This is a genomic window from Alcanivorax sp. IL2, from assembly GCF_047495475.1.
Lineage (GTDB): Bacteria > Pseudomonadota > Gammaproteobacteria > Pseudomonadales > Alcanivoracaceae > Alcanivorax.
The window spans coordinates 1,604,424-1,622,799 of the sequence record NZ_CP179932.1; the positions used below are offsets into that span (position 1 = coordinate 1,604,424).

The window sequence follows — 18,376 nt, forward strand, 5'->3', positions numbered from 1 at the left end:
CATGGCGAGAAAACCTAAAACACCCAAGAGCATTGAAGCTCTCACTCATGATGACGCAACGCGAAAGAATATCCCCACGGCGGAATACCAGTCCGTGATGAAAAAAGATGACCAGGCGCCTGTAAAAGTGAACTACCCGCGCGGCAGCGAAGTGCTGGAAGAGGAAAAGGAAAGCCGCAACAGGGATTTGGATCCCCAGCTCGTCTGGCGCGGCAAAGACCAACAGGACTGGTCGGACCTGGTGGTCAATGCGCCGCCGCTCTATATCCAGGAAAAGGTTCATCCCAAGGTGCTGATCGACGATCTGCGTCGCCGAACTGAAGCCGCTGAGAAAGAGGAAGAAGCCGAGCAAGCCGGTGCCATGGCGGACCTCTTTGCAGACTTTAATGGCCTGCCCGACGAGGGGGCCAAAACTGAGTTCTACCAACACGATGCGCACTGGACCAACCGCATGATCCTCGGTGATTCATTGCAGGTTATGGCTAGCTTGGCGGAGCGGGAAGGACTGCGCGGTAAGGTGCAGTGTATCTATTTTGATCCTCCCTATGGCATTAAATTTAATTCTAACTTTCAGTGGTCTACCACCACTAATAAAGTTACAGACGGGAAATCGGAACACATCACACGTGAGCCCGAGCAGGTCAAAGCTTTCCGAGATACTTGGCGTGATGGCATCCACTCATACCTGACTTATTTGCGCGATAGGATAACCGTTGCTCGCGACCTTTTGACCGATTCAGGATCAATTTTTGTACAAATTGGGGACGAAAATGTACATCGTGTACGAGCACTGTTGGAGGAGGTTTTTGGAGAAGAGAACTTTGTATCACTGATTTGTGTCAAGAAGACAGGGGGGATGGGTGCGAAGTACATAGATTCTGTTTTCGATTACATAATTTGGTTCGCCAAGTCACTAAACTCAATGAAATACAGAGGGTTAATTAGTAGAAAAATGATAGGAGAGGGACATGGAACAGGGATGCGCTATGATCAGGTAAGATTTGATGACTTAACGGAAAGGTCATTGGTAAAGTCAGAAAAGGAAGATCTACAGTCATTGAAAAGCCTTGAGAAATCAGGGGCGCGTTTTTATCAATTAACATCATTAAATTCCGATAGTTCAAGTGATGCTACTACGGTTGCTTTTGATTTTCAGGGTAAAGTATTTAAAAGGACGAATTGGAAAACCAATGCGTCAGGCTTGTCACGGCTCAGAAAGGCTGACCGAATTAAGCAAGGAGATAAAACCTTAAGGTATCGTCGATATCTGGAGGATTTTCCTGGAACTCATATTGCCAACTTCTGGGATGATACCGGTGTGTCTGGAAAACTATATGTTGTTCAAACTTCTACGAGAGTTGTAGAAAGATGCATTATGATGGCTTCAGATCCTGGTGATCTAATTCTTGATCCTACCTGTGGTTCGGGAACCACTGCGGCGGTTTCGGAAAAATGGGGCCGGCGCTGGGTTACTATCGATACTTCCCGGGTTTCCCTGGCTTTGGCTCGCGGCCGTATTATGGGGGCTCGCTATCCCTATTATCTTCTCGCAGATAGTGCAGAAGGGCAATTAAAGGAAGCTGAAATTACCCGCAGCACTCTTTCCAGTCAGCCCGCGCGTGGGCATATCAATCACGGTTTTGTCTATGAGCGTGTGCCGCATATCACTCTTAAATCTATCGTCAATAATGCTGAAATCGACGTGATCTGGGATAAGTTTCAAGAAACAGTGGAACCTTTGCGCGAGCAGTTGAATCAAGCCCTGAGCCAGAAGTGGGAAGACTGGGAGATTCCTCGTGAGGCGGATGAAGATTGGCCGGAGTCCGCCAAGAAGCTCCACGCCGACTGGTGGAGAGCCCGCATCGCTCGCCAGCAGGAAATCGATGCTTCCATCGCCGCCAAAGCCGACCATGAATTCCTCTACGACAAGCCCTACGAGGACAAGAAGAAAGTCCGTGTTGCTGGCCCTTTTACGGTGGAGAGTCTCTCGCCGCACCGCGTATTAGGCGTAGATGAGAATGATGAGCTTATCGATCCCAATGATGTAGCCGAACATGACGGTGGCTACTCTGATGGCCGAGATTTCGTTCAGATAATTCTTGAAAACCTCAAAACCTCCGGGGTGCAACAAGCCCATAAAGACGACAAAATTGACTTTACCGCCCTCAGTCCTTGGCCTGGAGAGCTGGTGTGCGCTGAAGGCAGGTACTTCGACGGCGGAGAGGAGGGCGGCGCAGAGAAACGCGCGGCGATCTTCATCGGTCCGGAATTCGGCACGGTCTCCCGCCCGGACCTAGTTCAGGCGGCCCGCGAAGCCGCCGACGCCGACTTCGATGTCCTGATTGCCTGTGCTTTCAACTACGAAGCACACACCACAGAATTCGAAAAACTTGGCCGCATTCCTGTGCTCAAAGCCCGCATGAACGCTGATCTGCATATGGCGGATGACCTCAAGAACACTGGCAAAGGCAACCTTTTCGTTATCTTCGGTGAGCCGGATATTGATATTCTGGATGCTGAAAACAATCAAATCCAAGTCAAAGTCAACGGCGTCGACATATTCAAACCGCAAACCGGCGAAGTCATCAGCGACTCTGCCGACGGTATTGCCTGCTGGTTTATCGATACCGACTACAACGAGGAGTCTTTTTTCGTTCGCCAGGCCTATTTCCTAGGTGCTAATGATCCCTACAAATCTCTCAAGACGACACTCAAGGTCGAAATCAATACTGAGGCTTGGGAGACACTTAACAGTGATATCTCTAGGCCCTTTAAAAAGCCCCATTCCGGGCGGATTGCCGTGAAAGTGATTAATCACTTGGGGGATGAGGTAATGAAGGTGTTTAGAGTATGATGGCTGTATTCACCGCTAGGAGAAACCACCATGGCCAGTGCTGAGCAACTCAAAGCGCTGTTGAAGTCGCACCTGGACGGTGATGACGAGCGTTTTTATTCGGTGGCCATGCAGCTCGCAGCCCATGAGGCGAAGGTCGGCCACGGAAAGCTGGCGAAAGAGTTACGGACTCTTGTCGATCAGGCCAAGCTGCGAAGGGGGGCTGAGTCGGGCATAGACAAGCCGGTGCCTATCGGCCGTCCTCGTGGCGAGCTGGCTAATCTGTTATCGGTTAGCTACCCGAAATCCCGTTTGGGCGATATGGTCTTAAGTGATGAGCTTGATCAGCAGCTTAGCCGTATCATCCGTGAGCAGCGCCATGCAGCTAATATTCTCGCCCATGGCCTGCAGCCCCGGCGAAAACTGTTGCTCATGGGGCCGCCTGGTACGGGTAAAACCATGACAGCATCGGTTTTGGCGGGGGAGCTGGGTTTGCCGCTGTTCCAGGTTCGCCTTGATGGTTTGATGACCAAATTTATGGGGGAGACGGCGGCGAAGCTGCGGCAAATATTTGAATCCACCGAGCAAGCCCGCGGCGTTTACTTTTTTGATGAATTTGACTCAATCGGCTCTCAGAGAGGTTTGGCGAATGACGTTGGTGAGATCCGACGCATTTTAAATAGCTTTCTGCAAATGATTGAGCAGGATGCATCCCATAGCCTAATCGTTGGGGCCACTAATCATCCTGATATTCTCGATAACGCCTTGTTTCGTCGTTTTGATGATCTTCTTCATTACGAATTGCCCGACGAGGAACATATTGCGAGTGTGTTGAAAGCTCGTCTCGGCCGTATGGCTGCCAAGGGAGTTTCTTGGAAGCGTTTGGCGAGCAAAGCAATGGGGTTAAGTTATGCCGAGATCACCCGCGCCTCAGATGAGGCGATGAAATCTGCCTTGATTGAAGATAGGGCGACTATCGCTGAAAAGGATATCGGCTACGCGTTGCAAGAGCGGCATAGCCAGGTGGAACGCCTTCGAATAAAAAAGTAGTCATAATAAGGATGTTAGATGGCAGAGAACGGCGGGGATCGCAAGCGACATTTTCTTCTTCAGAATAATGGCAAAACAGAGCCTTTTTCCTCTCCGCCACGCGGTGGTGGAGGGGGAGCTCTGCCTGTGCAAGACAGGCAGACGCATGGCGCTGCATTGTTAAACCAGGTTAGACAGTTAGCTCCCCAAGTCGAAGCGGCAAAAATTGAGCAGCAGAAAGTCGGATTGGAGGAAGGGTTCGGTCTACAGATCGAGTTTGGGAGTTTTCCTGATATCGAGCTGGCTTTTGAGTCCCTTGCTCGGGAGCGCTCAGGCATCGAATTGCGCAATGTGCGCCATGACGATGAGAGCGCTCGTACCTATGCGACTGTCTTTGTTCCTGAAGGTAAGCTGGCGCGCTTTGAGAACCTGATTGCCGATTACCTGGATGAATCCAAAGACAAAAAGAGTGGTCCCAAGAATAGCAAGCTGCTTAACGCTATTTCGGAAATTCGCATGGCGAGCCTTGAGGCCTTGTGGACTGATGATCCTAGTTCTTTGCCGCATTCAGATGATGAAAATATCTGGTGGGAAGTGTGGCTTCCTGTGCGAGGCGATCGGGCAGGGGTGTTACAGCAGTTCCGCCAGATTGCTGGGGAGCTGGGGTTCCGGATTCCAGCTGGTGAGTTGCAATTCCCTGAGCGCACGGTGCTTGTGGCCTATGGCTCCGTTGGGCAGATGAAACAATCAGTTATGGCGCTGAATAGTATCGCTGAGCTTCGCCGCGCTAAGGAAACTGCCGATTTCTTTGATTCTTTGCCTCCGGGTGAGCAGCCAGCCTGGCTAGATGAAATGCTCAGCAGGCTGACACTACCAAGCGTAGGTGATGACGTACCACATGTCTGCTTGTTCGATACTGGTGTGAATCACGGGCATCCATTGCTTGAAATGGCACTTGATAATGCTGATCTCCATAGTGTGGAACCAGCTTGGGGGTTAGATGATGGCGATGGACATGGTACTGGTATGGCTGGGCTGGCCCTGATCGGTGACTTGACTGTACAGCTAGCCTCTGCGAATCCGATACATGTGGGGCATAGACTAGAGTCAGTCAAACTGATCCCCGAAAATGGCGCAAACGGGGCCGACCCTAAACATCATGGGTACATGACTTTAGAGGCTGTCGCGCGCCCAGAAATTGTCGAGCCTCGACGTTCACGAGTTTTCAGCATGGCTGTGACGGCACGGGATAATCGTGATCGTGGCCGTCCTTCTGCATGGTCAGCCACGATTGATCGATTGGCATCTGATGCGGAAGGTCAAGGTGAGACGCCGCGATTATTTGTGCTCTCGGCAGGTAATGTCACTGACCCTAATGCATGGGCTGAGTATCCCGACAGCAACAGCACGGATGGCATACATGATCCCGCTCAAGCCTGGAATGCGCTTACCGTTGGTGCGGCTACTGAGTTAGTGAACATTACTGAGCCTGATGCCCAGGATTACCAGCCGATTGCGCCTCACGGAGGGCTGAGTCCCTTCAGTACGACTTCGCAGACCTGGCAAGCACACTGGCCGCTGAAACCGGATGTGGTGTTTGAGGGAGGAAATGCGGCCACAAATGCTCTGGGCGCCTCGTGGATGCCGAGCCTCAGCTTGCTGACAACAAATTTTAAGCCTGCAGATTGCTTGTTTACTACGACTAATGCGACGAGTGCAGCCTGTGCCCTGGCGGCGAAGATGGCTGCGCAACTAATGGCCGAATACCCAACCCTATGGCCTGAGACCATTCGAGCATTGATTGTGCATTCTGCAGAATGGACACCTGCAATGCGGCAAGCATTCTTGTCTCCTGCAGGTCAGCCAACGAAAGCCCAAATGGGTAATTTGGTCCGCCACTGCGGTTTCGGAATGCCCAGCCTAAATCGTGCGCTTTGGAGCGTTACAAATTCCCTGACAATGGTTTGCGAAAGCACATTGAACCCTTTTGCTCGTGAAAAGGGAAAGGAGCCGAAGTTGAGGGATATGAATCTACATCGTTTCCCTTGGCCTTTGGAGGAGCTGCAAGCGCTGGGGGAAACACCTGTTGAAATGCGGGTCACGCTGTCTTACTTCATTGAGCCAAACCCCTCTGCTCGGGGGGTAACGTCTCGTTACCGTTACGAATCGCACGGGTTACGGTTTGAGGTGAAGCGAGCCCTTGAGTCTGAGTCCGATTTTCGTGCTCGCATTAATGCTGCGGCCAGGGATGAAGAAGAACAGACTCGAACAGGGGGGAATGATCCTGGCTGGGTAATTGGGAAACAGGGGCGACATAAAGGCTCGTTACATTCTGATATATGGCAGGGCACAGCGGCAGATCTGGCCAGCCGTGGTGTTATGGCAATTTATCCTGCATTGGGGTGGTGGAAGACTCGGCCGGCGCAAGAGCGCTACAACGATCCTGTACGTTATGCATTGGTCGTTTCTATTAGCGCTCCCGAAGTCGATGTTGATCTCTATACAGCAGTGGCCAATCAAGTTGCTGTACCGATTGAGGTGACGAGCTAATGAACTTTCGTATCGCTGATACGTTTACGAACAGTCTGGCTAGGCTGACAGGCGAAGAGCAAAAGCAGGTAAAAACTACAGCTTTTGATTTGCAAATGAATCCGGCCAGCCCAGGTATGAGCTTTCATAAGCTGGATAGGGCTAAAGATCCCAATTTTTGGTCGGTACGAGTGAGTCGTGATATCCGCCTGATTGTGCATAAAACGGCTAATAGCCTGCTTTTGTGTTATGTCGATCATCATGACAAGGCATATCAATGGGCTGAGCGCCGTAAGTTGCAAACACACCCCAAAACAGGTGCAGCGCAGCTGGTCGAGATCCGTGAAACCGTACACGAGGTTGTGATTCCAAACTATGTTCAAAAGGATGCTGTAACTGTAGATAAGCAGCCAGTATTTGCTGGAATTGAGGACAGTACATTACTTTCCTACGGTGTCCCTGAAGACTGGCTAGACGATGTGCGCTCAGCTGATGAGGATAGTCTTCTGCAGATTGCAGATCATTTGCCTGGTGAAGCTTCAGAAGCCTTGCTGGAATTAGCGACAGGCGGAAAACCGGTGCTTCCGGTAATTGCTGCTGAAGGTGGCGATCCCTTTGAGCATCCTGATGCCCAGCGTCGCTTCCGCGTTATGACTGATGCGGATGAGTTGGCGAGAGCATTAGAGTTCCCGTGGGATAAATGGACAGTTTTTCTGCATCCAGCACAGAGACAAATTGCTGAGAGGGAGTATAACGGTCCGGCCCGGGTGTCGGGCTCTGCAGGCACGGGAAAAACTATTGTTGCCTTACATCGGGCAGTTAATCTGGCGAAGCAGAATCCTGAGTATCGAGTACTGTTGACAACATTCTCCGATACACTGGCTAATGCATTGCAAAATAAATTACGCTGCTTGGTTAGCAATGAACCCAGGCTGGGAGAAAGGCTGGAAGTTGCTGCTCTTGATGCTGTCGGGGAGCGTTTGTATGGCTCTCATTTCGGTTCTGCAAGAATTGCTGATAGAAAAGAAATTAAAGGCTTGCTTGTTGAGCATAGTGCAGGCATTGAGGGGTTGAAGTTTGGTCAGCGTTTCTTGCTGGGTGAATGGGAGGAAGTCGTTGATGCTTGGCAAGTTGATTCTCTTGAAGAATATCTGAAAATTAAGCGTCTTGGCCGTAGAACCCGCCTTCCTGAGGCGCAACGTAAGCTTTTGTGGCAGGTTTTCGCTGGCGTAAAAAATCACCTTAATAAGCATGGTTTTATCACTCGGTCGCAGCTCTTTAGTGAGCTCGCTAATAAGGTTTCTTCCCGTGCTCACCCGCCATACGATGTGGCTGTAGTTGATGAAGCTCAGGATATTAGTGTGGCCCAGCTACGATTTCTAGCTGCTCTTGGTGCTGACCGCCAAAATAGTTTGTTTTTCGCGGGTGATCTGGGGCAGCGTATTTTTCAGGCGCCATTTTCCTGGAAATCGCTGGGCGTGGATATTCGAGGGCGATCTCATACACTAAGAATTAATTACCGGACATCCCATCAGATTAGAAAACAAGCAGATCAACTTCTTGGCCCAGAAGTGACTGATATTGATGGAAATGTTGATGATAGAAGGGGTACGGTGTCAGTGTTCAACGGGCCAGACCCAGATGTTCGTGTGTTCAATTCCGAAGACGAAGAAATCAGTTTTGTGGGTCAGTGGTTAGGATCCTTGGCTGAAGATGATGTAAGTGCTCACGAGATAGGGGTGTTTGTTCGTTCCGAATTAGAGCTTCATCGTGCAAGGCGAGCCGTAGAATCGGCCGGCCTCCCTTATAAGGTTCTGGACGAAAAGATGGAGACGGTTACGGGGAAAGTAACAGTTAGCACTATGCACCTAGCTAAAGGGTTAGAGTTTAGAGCTGTCGTTGTTATGGCCTGTGATGACGAAGTGATTCCTTCCCAGCAACGTATCGAATCGATTACTGACAATGCAGATCTAGAAGAGGTATACGAGACCGAGAGGCATTTGCTTTATGTCGCGTGTACAAGGGCTAGGGATCACTTGCTGATATCCAGTGCATCTTCAGCTTCAGAATTCTTAGATGATTTGAGGCAGTAAAGAAGGTTTATTATTTTAGGTGATCGGTTTGAGTATTGGCTGGACTGAGATATTTCTTTCGAAAAATAAAGGGTTTTATATAAAATGAACGCAGTACTCAGGGGAGAGTGCTGCGCAGTACCGATTAATCAAACATTCAGGTCCACTTACCTGCGTTATCGACCACAGTTACTTCGATTATGTTGCAGCGTTTTCCAGTCACGCGTTTATTTTTCTTGCCAAACTCCGCGCTAAAGGGAATCGGACGACTCTTGAGCTCGATGAGGAGAGCCAGGTTTTGGCAATTGCTGAGTTTGTAGAAGTGTTGGGTTGACGAGTTTTTCTATCTGGATGGTAAGGAAACCTTTTTCAGGGCTCCTTGACCGGTCTTTTTATGAAGTGCGGCAATGCCGTAGGAGCGGGAGTAGTAAATGGAGGTCAAGCTTTGGGACGGAGGTCTCCTCATTCACGAATTGAATGCCATCAGCAAAATGGAGGCGGCATTTGATGAGAAGAGTGCACCACCGTCGATGGCCGAGCGAAAATCAAAACAAAACCAAACTGCCATGGCACAACAGCTCAGCAGTTTGGTAGGAAGCAAGCCTCAGCCCGGGATTTGGCCCTGGAAGGGCTACGCGGGGTTTAGGTTTTCAGACTCCAAAGGCAAGGACGGTGAGTTTGATCTGGTTATTATTACTCACAAGAACATCCTCGTTGTCGAGCTGAAACAATGGCACGGAACCATAACAAGCTTGGGCGACCGCTGGCTTCAGAATGGAAATGATAGGGGCCGCTCTCCCGTCAGCACAACAAGAAACAAGTTCTTTCTCCTGAAAAACAAAATTGATCGAATTCGCCATCAACTGCCCGGGAAAAAGGTGCCGCGAATCGAATACCGGGTTGTTATGTCCGGTAACTGCGATTTCTCCGGAATTTCAGATAACGAAAAAGACTTTGTTCTATCACTGGATGATTTCCTGAAACTCGCGGATGAGAAACGATTCAACAAAACGTTTCGTCCTCATCCTGATCAACAGGGCCTTAATAATTACCTTGGCGTATTTGATCAGCTCTTTGATGAATCCAATGTTCAAGAGTGTGACCTTGTGGTGGATGGCTATCGGGCTAAGGAGAAAATCTTCTCCCATCCAGCGGGTGCGTACACCGAGTACGAGGCAGTGAATGACCAGAACAAGTCCGATCGAGGACTGCTTCGCCTTTGGGATTTTAACAAGCTCTCCGGCAACCAACCTAAAACACCTCAAGGTCGATACAGAATAATCTCTAGAGAACAGGAGGTTCTGACTCAGATTCGTCTAATCGAACCCGAACTGTATAAGAACTGTCTCCGCCCGATGTCTAATCCTTCGCAGGATGATATGACCCGCCAATTTTGCGAGAGGTTCGAGCTACCAACCGGCCACTTGCGTTTCAATGCTTTTATCAACAGCCATGTAGTTGGCTACTCAATCCAGGAGCGGCTGAACGTAGGCAAGGTTCTCGTCTCTCAGTTTGCGAGGATGCATGGCGCGAAGGTCGCCCACAGGGACGTAGGCGATCACAGTGTTTGGTTGTCCCCGTCGAACGCAATAACACTTTCGAACTTTGTCGCAGCCTATTACCAGCCGGCCGGCACAGTGGGGGAGCAGCGGAAGGAATTGAGCATTGGGGCTATCGAGTTACCTGAGGATAGCGGCTCCGACATTGAATTAGCTACTCCTTATACCCGTGATGTGTTTGCTCTCGGGATACTGCTCTGGCATTTGGTTAAAGCCCAAAACATTCCTCACAAGGCTGACAGTAGCCTATTAGAGAGGGTTGTTGGCGACGTGCAACACTGTGAAGAATGGTATGCCCCTGTAATTTTGCGAGCGATTCAGAAGATGCCGAGTGAGCGCTACGCGGATGCTGGAAGCTTACTCGGCGCTTTGAACCAAGGTCAGCCGTCTAATGCCGAAATCTTCAGGTTTGACGACAGTACGTTGGACAGGTTTCGACAGCCTGCGCTCCGTGTTGAGCGAGTGTATCCAATGGAGGAGGAATATGTTGATAATCCCCTCAAGGAGGTTTATCGCTCAGGCTCCGATGTTGTAAAGACATGGCCAGGTTTTGATCTTGGTGGGGATGACCTGGGATCCGGACCAAGGCTCCTTGCATTTCTCACGACTGTAGAGCGGCTTCAAAAGTTAAAACTGGGCTTCATTCCCAAGATTGATGAGTTCGGACTCGCAAAGCGCGATGAGCCTTTCGTGGTCTCGCAATTGATTGAGGGAGTTCACTGGTCAGAACTGACAGACTTGGACCAAGACGTGCGCTTCCAAGTGATTGAGAGGCTTTGTGATCAAATCTCGTTCCTACATGAACAAGACATCGCTCATGGTGATTTGCACCCAGATAACGTGAAAGTCGTGCTGCCTGCAGAGCCTGAAGATTCAGCGTTTATTTATCTTTTCGACTTCCCAGACCTGGCAATCGATTCGGACGAGACAAAAAACTCTCGGTATAGCCCGGCTTGGGAACATGCGTCTCCGTATGAGCGTGACAACTTCGCTGTCATGCGTATGTCCGCAGAATTGCTTGGTATGGAGTGGGATGTCGGCAGTGAAGACGACCTTCAAAGCCTTCGGGATCTGATCAATCTGGAGCAAGAGAGCCAGGCAGGATTTATTTCTCTTGATCGATTTATCGACGCGATCCAAAGGGAAAGAGAGCCCAAGGTTCAGCGGACCATAATTTCTATTAAAACATCAAGGGTAAGCGAGCCGCTAACGATACTGCCAGATAATGGGGAGTTGTTGGTGACCGTAGAGCCTGACCGTAAGCGGTCACGGATGCTGACGGTAAAATTCAGCGGCATTGGAGGAAATTTTCTCTGCACCTACGATCCTTCAGAGCGGAAATTTGGACGCGTGTTGTTCTTGAACAAGCAGGACGAGATTTGGGGGCGGGATAGAAATAGTGCCCAGTACAGAATTGATTGTGCGTTAGAACTCACTCAGAACGGTCACGATGACTGCTCGGGGCTCAACCAATTTTTTGCTGGTAATGGGGATTTCCTCGCGTTAGTGGACGACGTACAGCAGTCGTCCATTGAAAATCAAACTCGTGAGGAACATGGCGCCGCCACACAGCCTGGTGTTAAAACAACGGAAACTGAGAAACAGGACTTCTCCCAGGGACATGAGGAGGAGCCGCGCGAAGCCTCGCACAAGGTTCGAAAGCGTGATATCCCAGTTAATCGTTTATGGAAAACCATCATCGATACGGAGACTGAAGGACTGCCGTCCATAGAGGTTTCTGATGAGCCCTCCCCAACCAGAGATCACTCATCCATACGTATTCCTTACTCATCAGAGGGAGCTGTTCTCGAAAGCTTTGATAAGGATGATGAGGTTCGGCTGGTTCGAAAAAATGACGACAAGACCTCCTATCTTGGCTACGTCGATGTTCGTAAGAGCTCGGGGAAAGAAATTGTTGTTGAGAATAAGGCCAAGACTCGATCCGTAAAGCCGGACGAAACGCTTTATCTGATGAGTACCCAGAATAAAACGTCACTCGATCGGAGGAAAAGAGCTGTTACACGCGTGCTCGATCAGCTATCGGTCATTCCCGATCTCACCGCTTATTTTGAGGAAAACTCCGACAGGGAGCCCGTAAAACTCTCGGAGGAACCGTCAGACAAAGATTTCGAGCTATACCAGCGAGAGGACCGAGAAGCGGGCAAAGTGATTGGTCTCAACACAGCTCAGAAAGAAGCTTTCAAGAAACTGATCACTTATGGCCCTGTGGGTCTTCTGCAAGGTCCCCCAGGGACTGGGAAGACAGAGTTCATTGCAGCGTTTTGCCACTACCTGGTCAGCCGGGAAAATGTGAGCAATATTTTGTTGGTTTCTCAATCTCACGAGGCGGTAAACACCGCGGTAGAGCGAATAAGGTCTCATTGCCGGAAGCTTGATACTGATCTGGACGTTGTCCGTTTCAGCAACAGTGATCAAGCGGTTTCCGATGGCCTGAAAGATGTTTATTCCAGCGCGTTGGTGAATCAGAGGAAAGCCCTATTTGAGGCAGAACAGACTCATCGATTGACCTCATTAGCCAGATCCCTTCAGGTAAATCCGGATTTTATTGAGAAGTTGCTGATCGTTGAGAAGCGCATCCGGCATCCTATCAATGAGATTGAAAGGCTGGATAAAGATCTGGAGTCGACGGAATTAGATTCCAAGATGCAGAGGGATATGAAGACCGAGCGCGAGGCCTACCGTTCTATCCTTTCCGGGGCCTTGGAGGAGCTGTTCTCCAAACCCCTTCCCGAGGAAGGGGGATATCAGAAACTTCTGCTGGAGCTGCACGAATCCGTCTGCAATGAATTCGGAGCAAGGCCTCATGAGCTCAGGCGATGTCTCTCATTGATACGGGTTTCTGAAGAGATGCTGGAGCGCTTGGAGAGCAAAAGCTCCAACTATGATGAGTTTCTGGTTCGTTCTCGTACCTTGGTGTGCGGTACATGCGTCGGGATGGGGCAGAGCCATCTGGCTTTGAACAAAACACCTTTTGATTGGGTCATCATTGATGAAGCAGCGCGCTCGTCTTCCAGTGAATTGGCGGTTGCCATGCAAGTTGGGAAACGCATTCTGTTAGTAGGCGACCATCGACAGCTGCCACCCACTTATCAGGATGATCACAAGCTTGGTATTGCCCGGGAATTCGGTGTTGCACCCAAGTCTGACGAGCTGGACTTTATCATGCGTAGCGACTTCGAACGTTCCTTTGAGTCGTCTTATGGGAAACGCATTGGCGCTACCCTCACTATGCAGTATCGGATGAATAAAGCGATTGGCGGCTTGGTTTCCACTGTCTTCTATGGAGGAAGGCTAGAAACAGGTGACCGTCGCATACCCGAATGCTTTTCCCGCGCGCCTTTACCGATAAAAAGTGAGGTGACCTGGCTGGACACCGGTGTGCTCGGCGAGAAAGCGTACTCTAAGGGGAACAAGAGTAAGTTTAATGAAGCGGAAGCTGACGAAATCATCAGTCTTTTGAAGAAGATTGAGAGCGACGATGTTTTCTGTAAAGGGTTGCTCGATACGGTCTCAGATGAAAAAGAACCGACGATTGGTGTGATCTGCATGTATTCAGAGCAGAAGCGCTTCCTGAAAAGAAAGTTTGCGGCCCAGAACTGGCGTGATGATTTCAGGGAGACAGTAAAAATAGACACCGTTGATAGTTACCAGGGGAAGGAAAACCGTATCATCATTCTGTCTTTGATCAGGTCAGATCCCGAGAGAACACCGGGGTTCCTGAGGTCAGACAACCGCGTCAACGTTGCTATGTCTCGGGCAATGGAAAGGCTGGTTATTGTCGGGGACATGAGAGTCTGGAGTGGCAAGAACAGTCACTATGGCCTTGGAAAGGTAGCAGCTTACATTCGCGATCGTCAGGGTGAGGGAAGTTTCAATATTCTTCCCGCGTCCAAACAGAAAGGAGGCAAATAAATGTCCACTGGTAATATCCCTCTTTTCGAGCTTGATGTCGCCGTGCCATCTCAGCTTTATATGATTGAGTATTCTCTCGTAGAGCGGGGCAGTCTGCCTTTCGTTCCCGATTTTTTACTCAAACTGCTCCACGTGGCGGATTTCCTTCCACAGGAGGTTGCGCACTTTTTTGGGTTCTCACGCAAAGAGCTTGATCATGCGCTTACGGGCTTCTTTAGTTCCGGAGAAGTGGAGTATCGGAAAGATGGAAAACTCGGCCTTACAGCTAAAGGGCATGCTCTATTCGCTGATACCGATACCTCGCCAATGCGCGAATCGATCGCGAATTATCGGAAACCTTTTTGCTTTGACCTTTTGACCTTCAGTTACCTCGGAAACAATTCCAAGTCTGGCCGAGATAGTCGAACCTTGAGGCTGAAAGTTGACCAGGAACAAGTCGCTGAATCTCAGAGGCTTGCAAAAGAATCCTTCCAGAGGAATATTCACGACATTTACAAGAAAGGTCATCTGGTGAAAGGAGCGCCTCAAGGAGGTACGCCTGAAATTTACAAATTCAGTGACTGCAGCAAAAGAAAGGACTTTGTGGAGAAGGTTCCGGAAGTCCTGTCGCTAAATGCTGCAACTTATCAGTTCGAGTTTGAGGACCGAGATGGCCTGCCCGAATCTGAGACTTATATTCGAGCCAGGACCGAGGCGCTCAGTTCTGCCTGCGGCTCCAACAATATCAATCAAATTTCGAAAGTCGCCGATCTGCTTGAAGATGAGTTCACCCTTAGGCTGATTCAGGATGAGGGGTTGAACGCGAGCAGGTTGGCATCGCTGGCCATTGATGAACTGCAGGGTCATGGCACGGAATCTGAGAGGCGGCGCCTGTATGGTTCTTTGCAGCTGAAGCGCAATTGGCAGGATATTTTCGAAAAGCTGAAATCAGCCCTGATGTCAGAGAAGACTGAGAAAGCCGAATTTATTTGGTTGGCGCCTTCTTGCCACGAACTGTGGGGTAAATGTGAACGGCATGGACAGGCGCTTTCTGAGGTTTATGAACTGTTCTCAAAGCACAAATCTGGCATAAATGGTTTCAAGGTTTATGTGCCATTACCGGATGATCGGGACAAGCGTGCGAAGAGCATTGCCCGGCGCGAGAATGCGGAGGCCGGAAAAAGGCTCTTTGGCTTTGTTGAGTCGGAGCTTCTCTCTTCGGTCGAGATTCTGCTTTTGAAAGACAAGTTCGTTGTAGTTCTCTATCACTTCACAGACTCAAGGAGATACCCAGCGCCAGTTCCGATTGGATTTTTCTCTCAGAGCGCCCAAGACTTGGCCCGAGTCAATTCTCTGATGGCGGGAGCACTTGGGGAATACACCGAGGCTGGGGCTCCTCGGGATTTGGGACCGCTATGAGCAGTATTGGCTGGGTAGATTTTTCATCCACTGACAGGGAAAAAGTGTCGCAGGTTCTTGCGATGTTGCAGGAGTCGGGAACTTTGGATGAGTTAGGAATAGGCCAGATACGCGACGCCTTTGCTGACCTTCTGTTTCCCGGCTTCTCGACCATTCAAACGCGGGCCAAATATTTCATCACAGTGCCCCGAATTATCCGCGACTACATGGAGCTGGATGCCAGGACTCAACGCCGGACATCACTCAGGGATTACCTGGAGTCGCAGGAAAACGAGGTCGCCAAGGTTTTGGTGGAGCGTCATGGATCGGCTGAGAGTGGCATCATCGGCGCGGAAATGGTTGAAAGTGAACAGGGCGTAGCCCGAAAGCCCTCGTCTGTTTATTGGAATGGTCTCCGCCAGTTCGGGGTTGTGAATACCGCAAAATCTCTTGCTGAGTTTTCCAGGGAGATAAATCAAGCGCAATCGGCGTCCCGTGCCTCAGGACATGAGGACGATGACTCTGACGCGATATCGCATCGCTCCGTGGTACATCTGGATGTCTTTGAGTCAGGTTGGATGGAGGATCTTGCGATCCATTTATCTGAGTCCGAGGCGCGATTTCTCATTGATAAGCTGACTCATACCCCTGCCATTCGAAACAGCGTTGTCTCCCAGTTCCTGATTCATGGTTTGGCACCGGAACTGGCTGAAGATACCGCTACTTCTCTGGCGTTCCCCGAGGTTGTTGCGTGGACGAAGGGTAGAGCCGAAGTCTCTCCTCAATGTAGGCACACTCTTGAGCTGGCGAATGAGTTCAGTGATGCGATATACGGAGCGCATATCCGGTTCAATGCACTGATTGCGAGGAAATCCGGTAACGATGAGTTGGTGGCTGAGCGTGAGGAGCTTTTTTCCGAATGGCTTGAGGAAATCAGGGATCGAAATCTGTTTTCGGCTTCCAGTGTGGATGACTGGTTGCATGCTGCCACCGCTGGCGGCGCCCGGATCAATTTGAATTCACGTGAGTTTCTGCGGCAGTGGCATGAGGCTATTTTTCAGAATCAGCCTGTCAGCAGTCTGGATAGGCTGGTTGAAAGCCGCGCTAAGAGAAACAAAGGCCGTCGTTCGATTCTCTTCAAGAACCCAGGTTTAGCGCCAGAGTGGCAAGGAATGAGTGGGCTGTCCTATCGTTGGGATACAGCTCGAATCATCATGGCGGACATTGTCCAGGGTGCTGAATGCTGAACCCCAAAGCCGAAAGAGTGGATTATGGCTGGGAGCTGCGGCCTCCCGAGGGGTATGAGCTCGATTCTGCCATCGCCGCAACCTACACGCTCGACCTGGATGCTCTCCTGTCCGTCCCGGTCGCGCTATGTTTCCATGATACCTTGGAAGGCGAAATTCAGGGCGAGCGCCTGGCACTCTTGGAGGCCGTTGGTCAGCTGAATGGCCGTTTAAAGGTGTTCTATCAGGCCGGAAAAATAAAGCTACCAGGCACCTATAATCGCTTGTTTGCTTTGCTAGAGCCCTGGCTTCAGCCGGTAATGCCAGGGAATGTGGCTTATTCCTCTTTCCATCCGAAGTTTTGGCTCCTGCGATACACCGCCCCCAAACGTCCGGTTCGCTATCGCTTGATCGTGCTTTCCCGAAACCTCACATTTGATCGAAGTTGGGACCTTGCCTTGTCTTTGGACGGTGAGGTTTCTCGCGAATCAATTGACAGCGCCCACCAGGGGTGGGATGAGTTGGTGAGAGATCTACTGCTCCAGGTTCCTTCCTTTGAGCCTGGCAAGGTTATTAGAAAGGAGCTTGGCAGGATCAATTGGCATCCACCTGAGAATTTTAGAGATCCTAGAATTCTTGCGGGTGGTCCCAGGTATGGCCAGCCACTGGATATGCTGATCCCTAATGACTCAATATTGGTCGTTTCGCCATTTCTGAAGGATTCCGTAGGTGGCGTGGGAGCTTTGGATGAGTTGGCTCAAAGAGCGCCAGAGGGTAATCACTGGTTATTCAGCCGGGGTGAAGAGCTTGATGAGATAGGGCCGGAGAAGCTTGAGGGGTGGTCCTGTTTTTCCATCAATACGGATGTCGTTGATGGTGAAGAACGTCTGGAGATGGGGACCGGTAGGCAGAATCTTCACGCAAAACTGATCGTCGTGGAGCGAGGGCAAACCTGTCACTGGCATCTTGGGTCTGCAAATGCGACAGCTGCGGCCCTGGGCAATGCAGGCGCCAACCCGCGCAATACTGAGCTAATGGTCAGGCTGACAGGGAAAAGCCCTTTGATTGGGCCGGCCGCGTTGTTGGAGCAGTGGATTGATAAAGATAATCCTGGCAACGGGCTGTTTGTGGAGCACGAGTTTGAAGAGCGACCAGCCAGTGAGGGCGAAAGCGAGCGAGATTTGTTTCGCGTTCTTTCGTTTGATCTGATCAAAGCGAATTGGACATTGTCCGCCAGGGAAGCAGAGAGCGATCCCACACTTTTTAAGTTAGAGCTTTCCATAGATGATATGCCGAAACTGCCAGAGGGGCTATCGGTGGAGGTGGGCCTTTTGCCACTGAGTGGGTCCAATCGATTTCTCGACAGCGTCATCTGCTGGAACAACTTGAATCTAAACCAGATCAGCGCGTTCCTGGCCGTGAAAATCACTTCGCAGGCAAGCGCTGAAACCGAGCATTTGGTTATTCAGACCGACCTACGTTTACCTACGGGCACGGACCGCGAGCGGCGGATTATCGAGCATCTGGTGGATACGGAAGATAAATTTCTGAATTACATTCGTCTTCTCCTGCAAAGACATCCGGACAAAAACGATTGGTTTAGCTTTGATGGCGCCAGTGGTCAGGCGGGAGCCTTGGCCACCTTGTTCGGTGACTCCCCGATTTTTGAGCAGTTGATGCTTGCCGCTGCTCGGGACACGGAGGTGCTTGAGAGAATTCAAAAGATGATCGATCGGCTTGAAGGGACGTCTGTGCCCATTCCGGAACGGTTTGATCAACTGTGGCACCATTTCGCCCCCAAAAAGCGCTAGGACTGGC

At 50.4% G+C, this 18,376-nt stretch carries 8 protein-coding genes; all 8 read left to right on the forward strand.

Annotated features, from left to right (window positions below):
• Position 1: 1 nt before the first annotated feature.
• The 8 genes from ACMG4N_RS07580 to ACMG4N_RS07615 all read left to right on the forward strand — a co-directional run bounded on the left by ACMG4N_RS07580 (position 2) and on the right by ACMG4N_RS07615 (position 18,369).
• Positions 2–2,854, forward strand: coding sequence for a site-specific DNA-methyltransferase (locus ACMG4N_RS07580; protein WP_414433219.1), 2,853 nt, complete (start codon positions 2–4; stop codon positions 2,852–2,854).
• Between the two features lie 30 nt (positions 2,855–2,884).
• The gene (locus ACMG4N_RS07585; RefSeq protein WP_414433220.1) at positions 2,885–3,883 is read left to right on the forward strand and encodes an AAA family ATPase; all 999 of its coding nucleotides are present in this window, start codon (positions 2,885–2,887) and stop codon (positions 3,881–3,883) included.
• 18 nt (positions 3,884–3,901) lie between these two features.
• Positions 3,902–6,412, forward strand: a complete 2,511-nt coding sequence (locus tag ACMG4N_RS07590; protein WP_414433221.1) for a S8 family peptidase — start codon at positions 3,902–3,904, stop codon at positions 6,410–6,412.
• Entirely contained in the window at positions 6,412–8,484 is a 2,073-nt protein-coding gene (locus tag ACMG4N_RS07595) for a 3'-5' exonuclease (protein WP_414433222.1), read from the forward strand. The genes ACMG4N_RS07590 and ACMG4N_RS07595 overlap by 1 nt, the downstream gene beginning before the upstream one ends.
• A gap of 410 nt (positions 8,485–8,894) precedes the next feature.
• Positions 8,895–13,955 (forward strand): AAA domain-containing protein, encoded by a 5,061-nt coding sequence (locus ACMG4N_RS07600; protein WP_414433223.1) that lies wholly within the window; start codon positions 8,895–8,897, stop codon positions 13,953–13,955.
• Positions 13,956–15,353, forward strand: a complete 1,398-nt coding sequence (locus tag ACMG4N_RS07605) for a hypothetical protein (protein ID WP_414433224.1) — start codon at positions 13,956–13,958, stop codon at positions 15,351–15,353.
• Positions 15,350–16,579, forward strand: coding sequence for a DUF6361 family protein (locus tag ACMG4N_RS07610; protein WP_414433225.1), 1,230 nt, complete (start codon positions 15,350–15,352; stop codon positions 16,577–16,579). The genes ACMG4N_RS07605 and ACMG4N_RS07610 overlap by 4 nt, the downstream gene beginning before the upstream one ends.
• Positions 16,573–18,369: a phospholipase D family protein gene (locus ACMG4N_RS07615; RefSeq protein WP_414433226.1), complete on the forward strand. Its 1,797-nt coding sequence runs from the start codon at positions 16,573–16,575 to the stop codon at positions 18,367–18,369. The genes ACMG4N_RS07610 and ACMG4N_RS07615 overlap by 7 nt, the downstream gene beginning before the upstream one ends.
• Positions 18,370–18,376 lie beyond the last annotated feature (7 nt).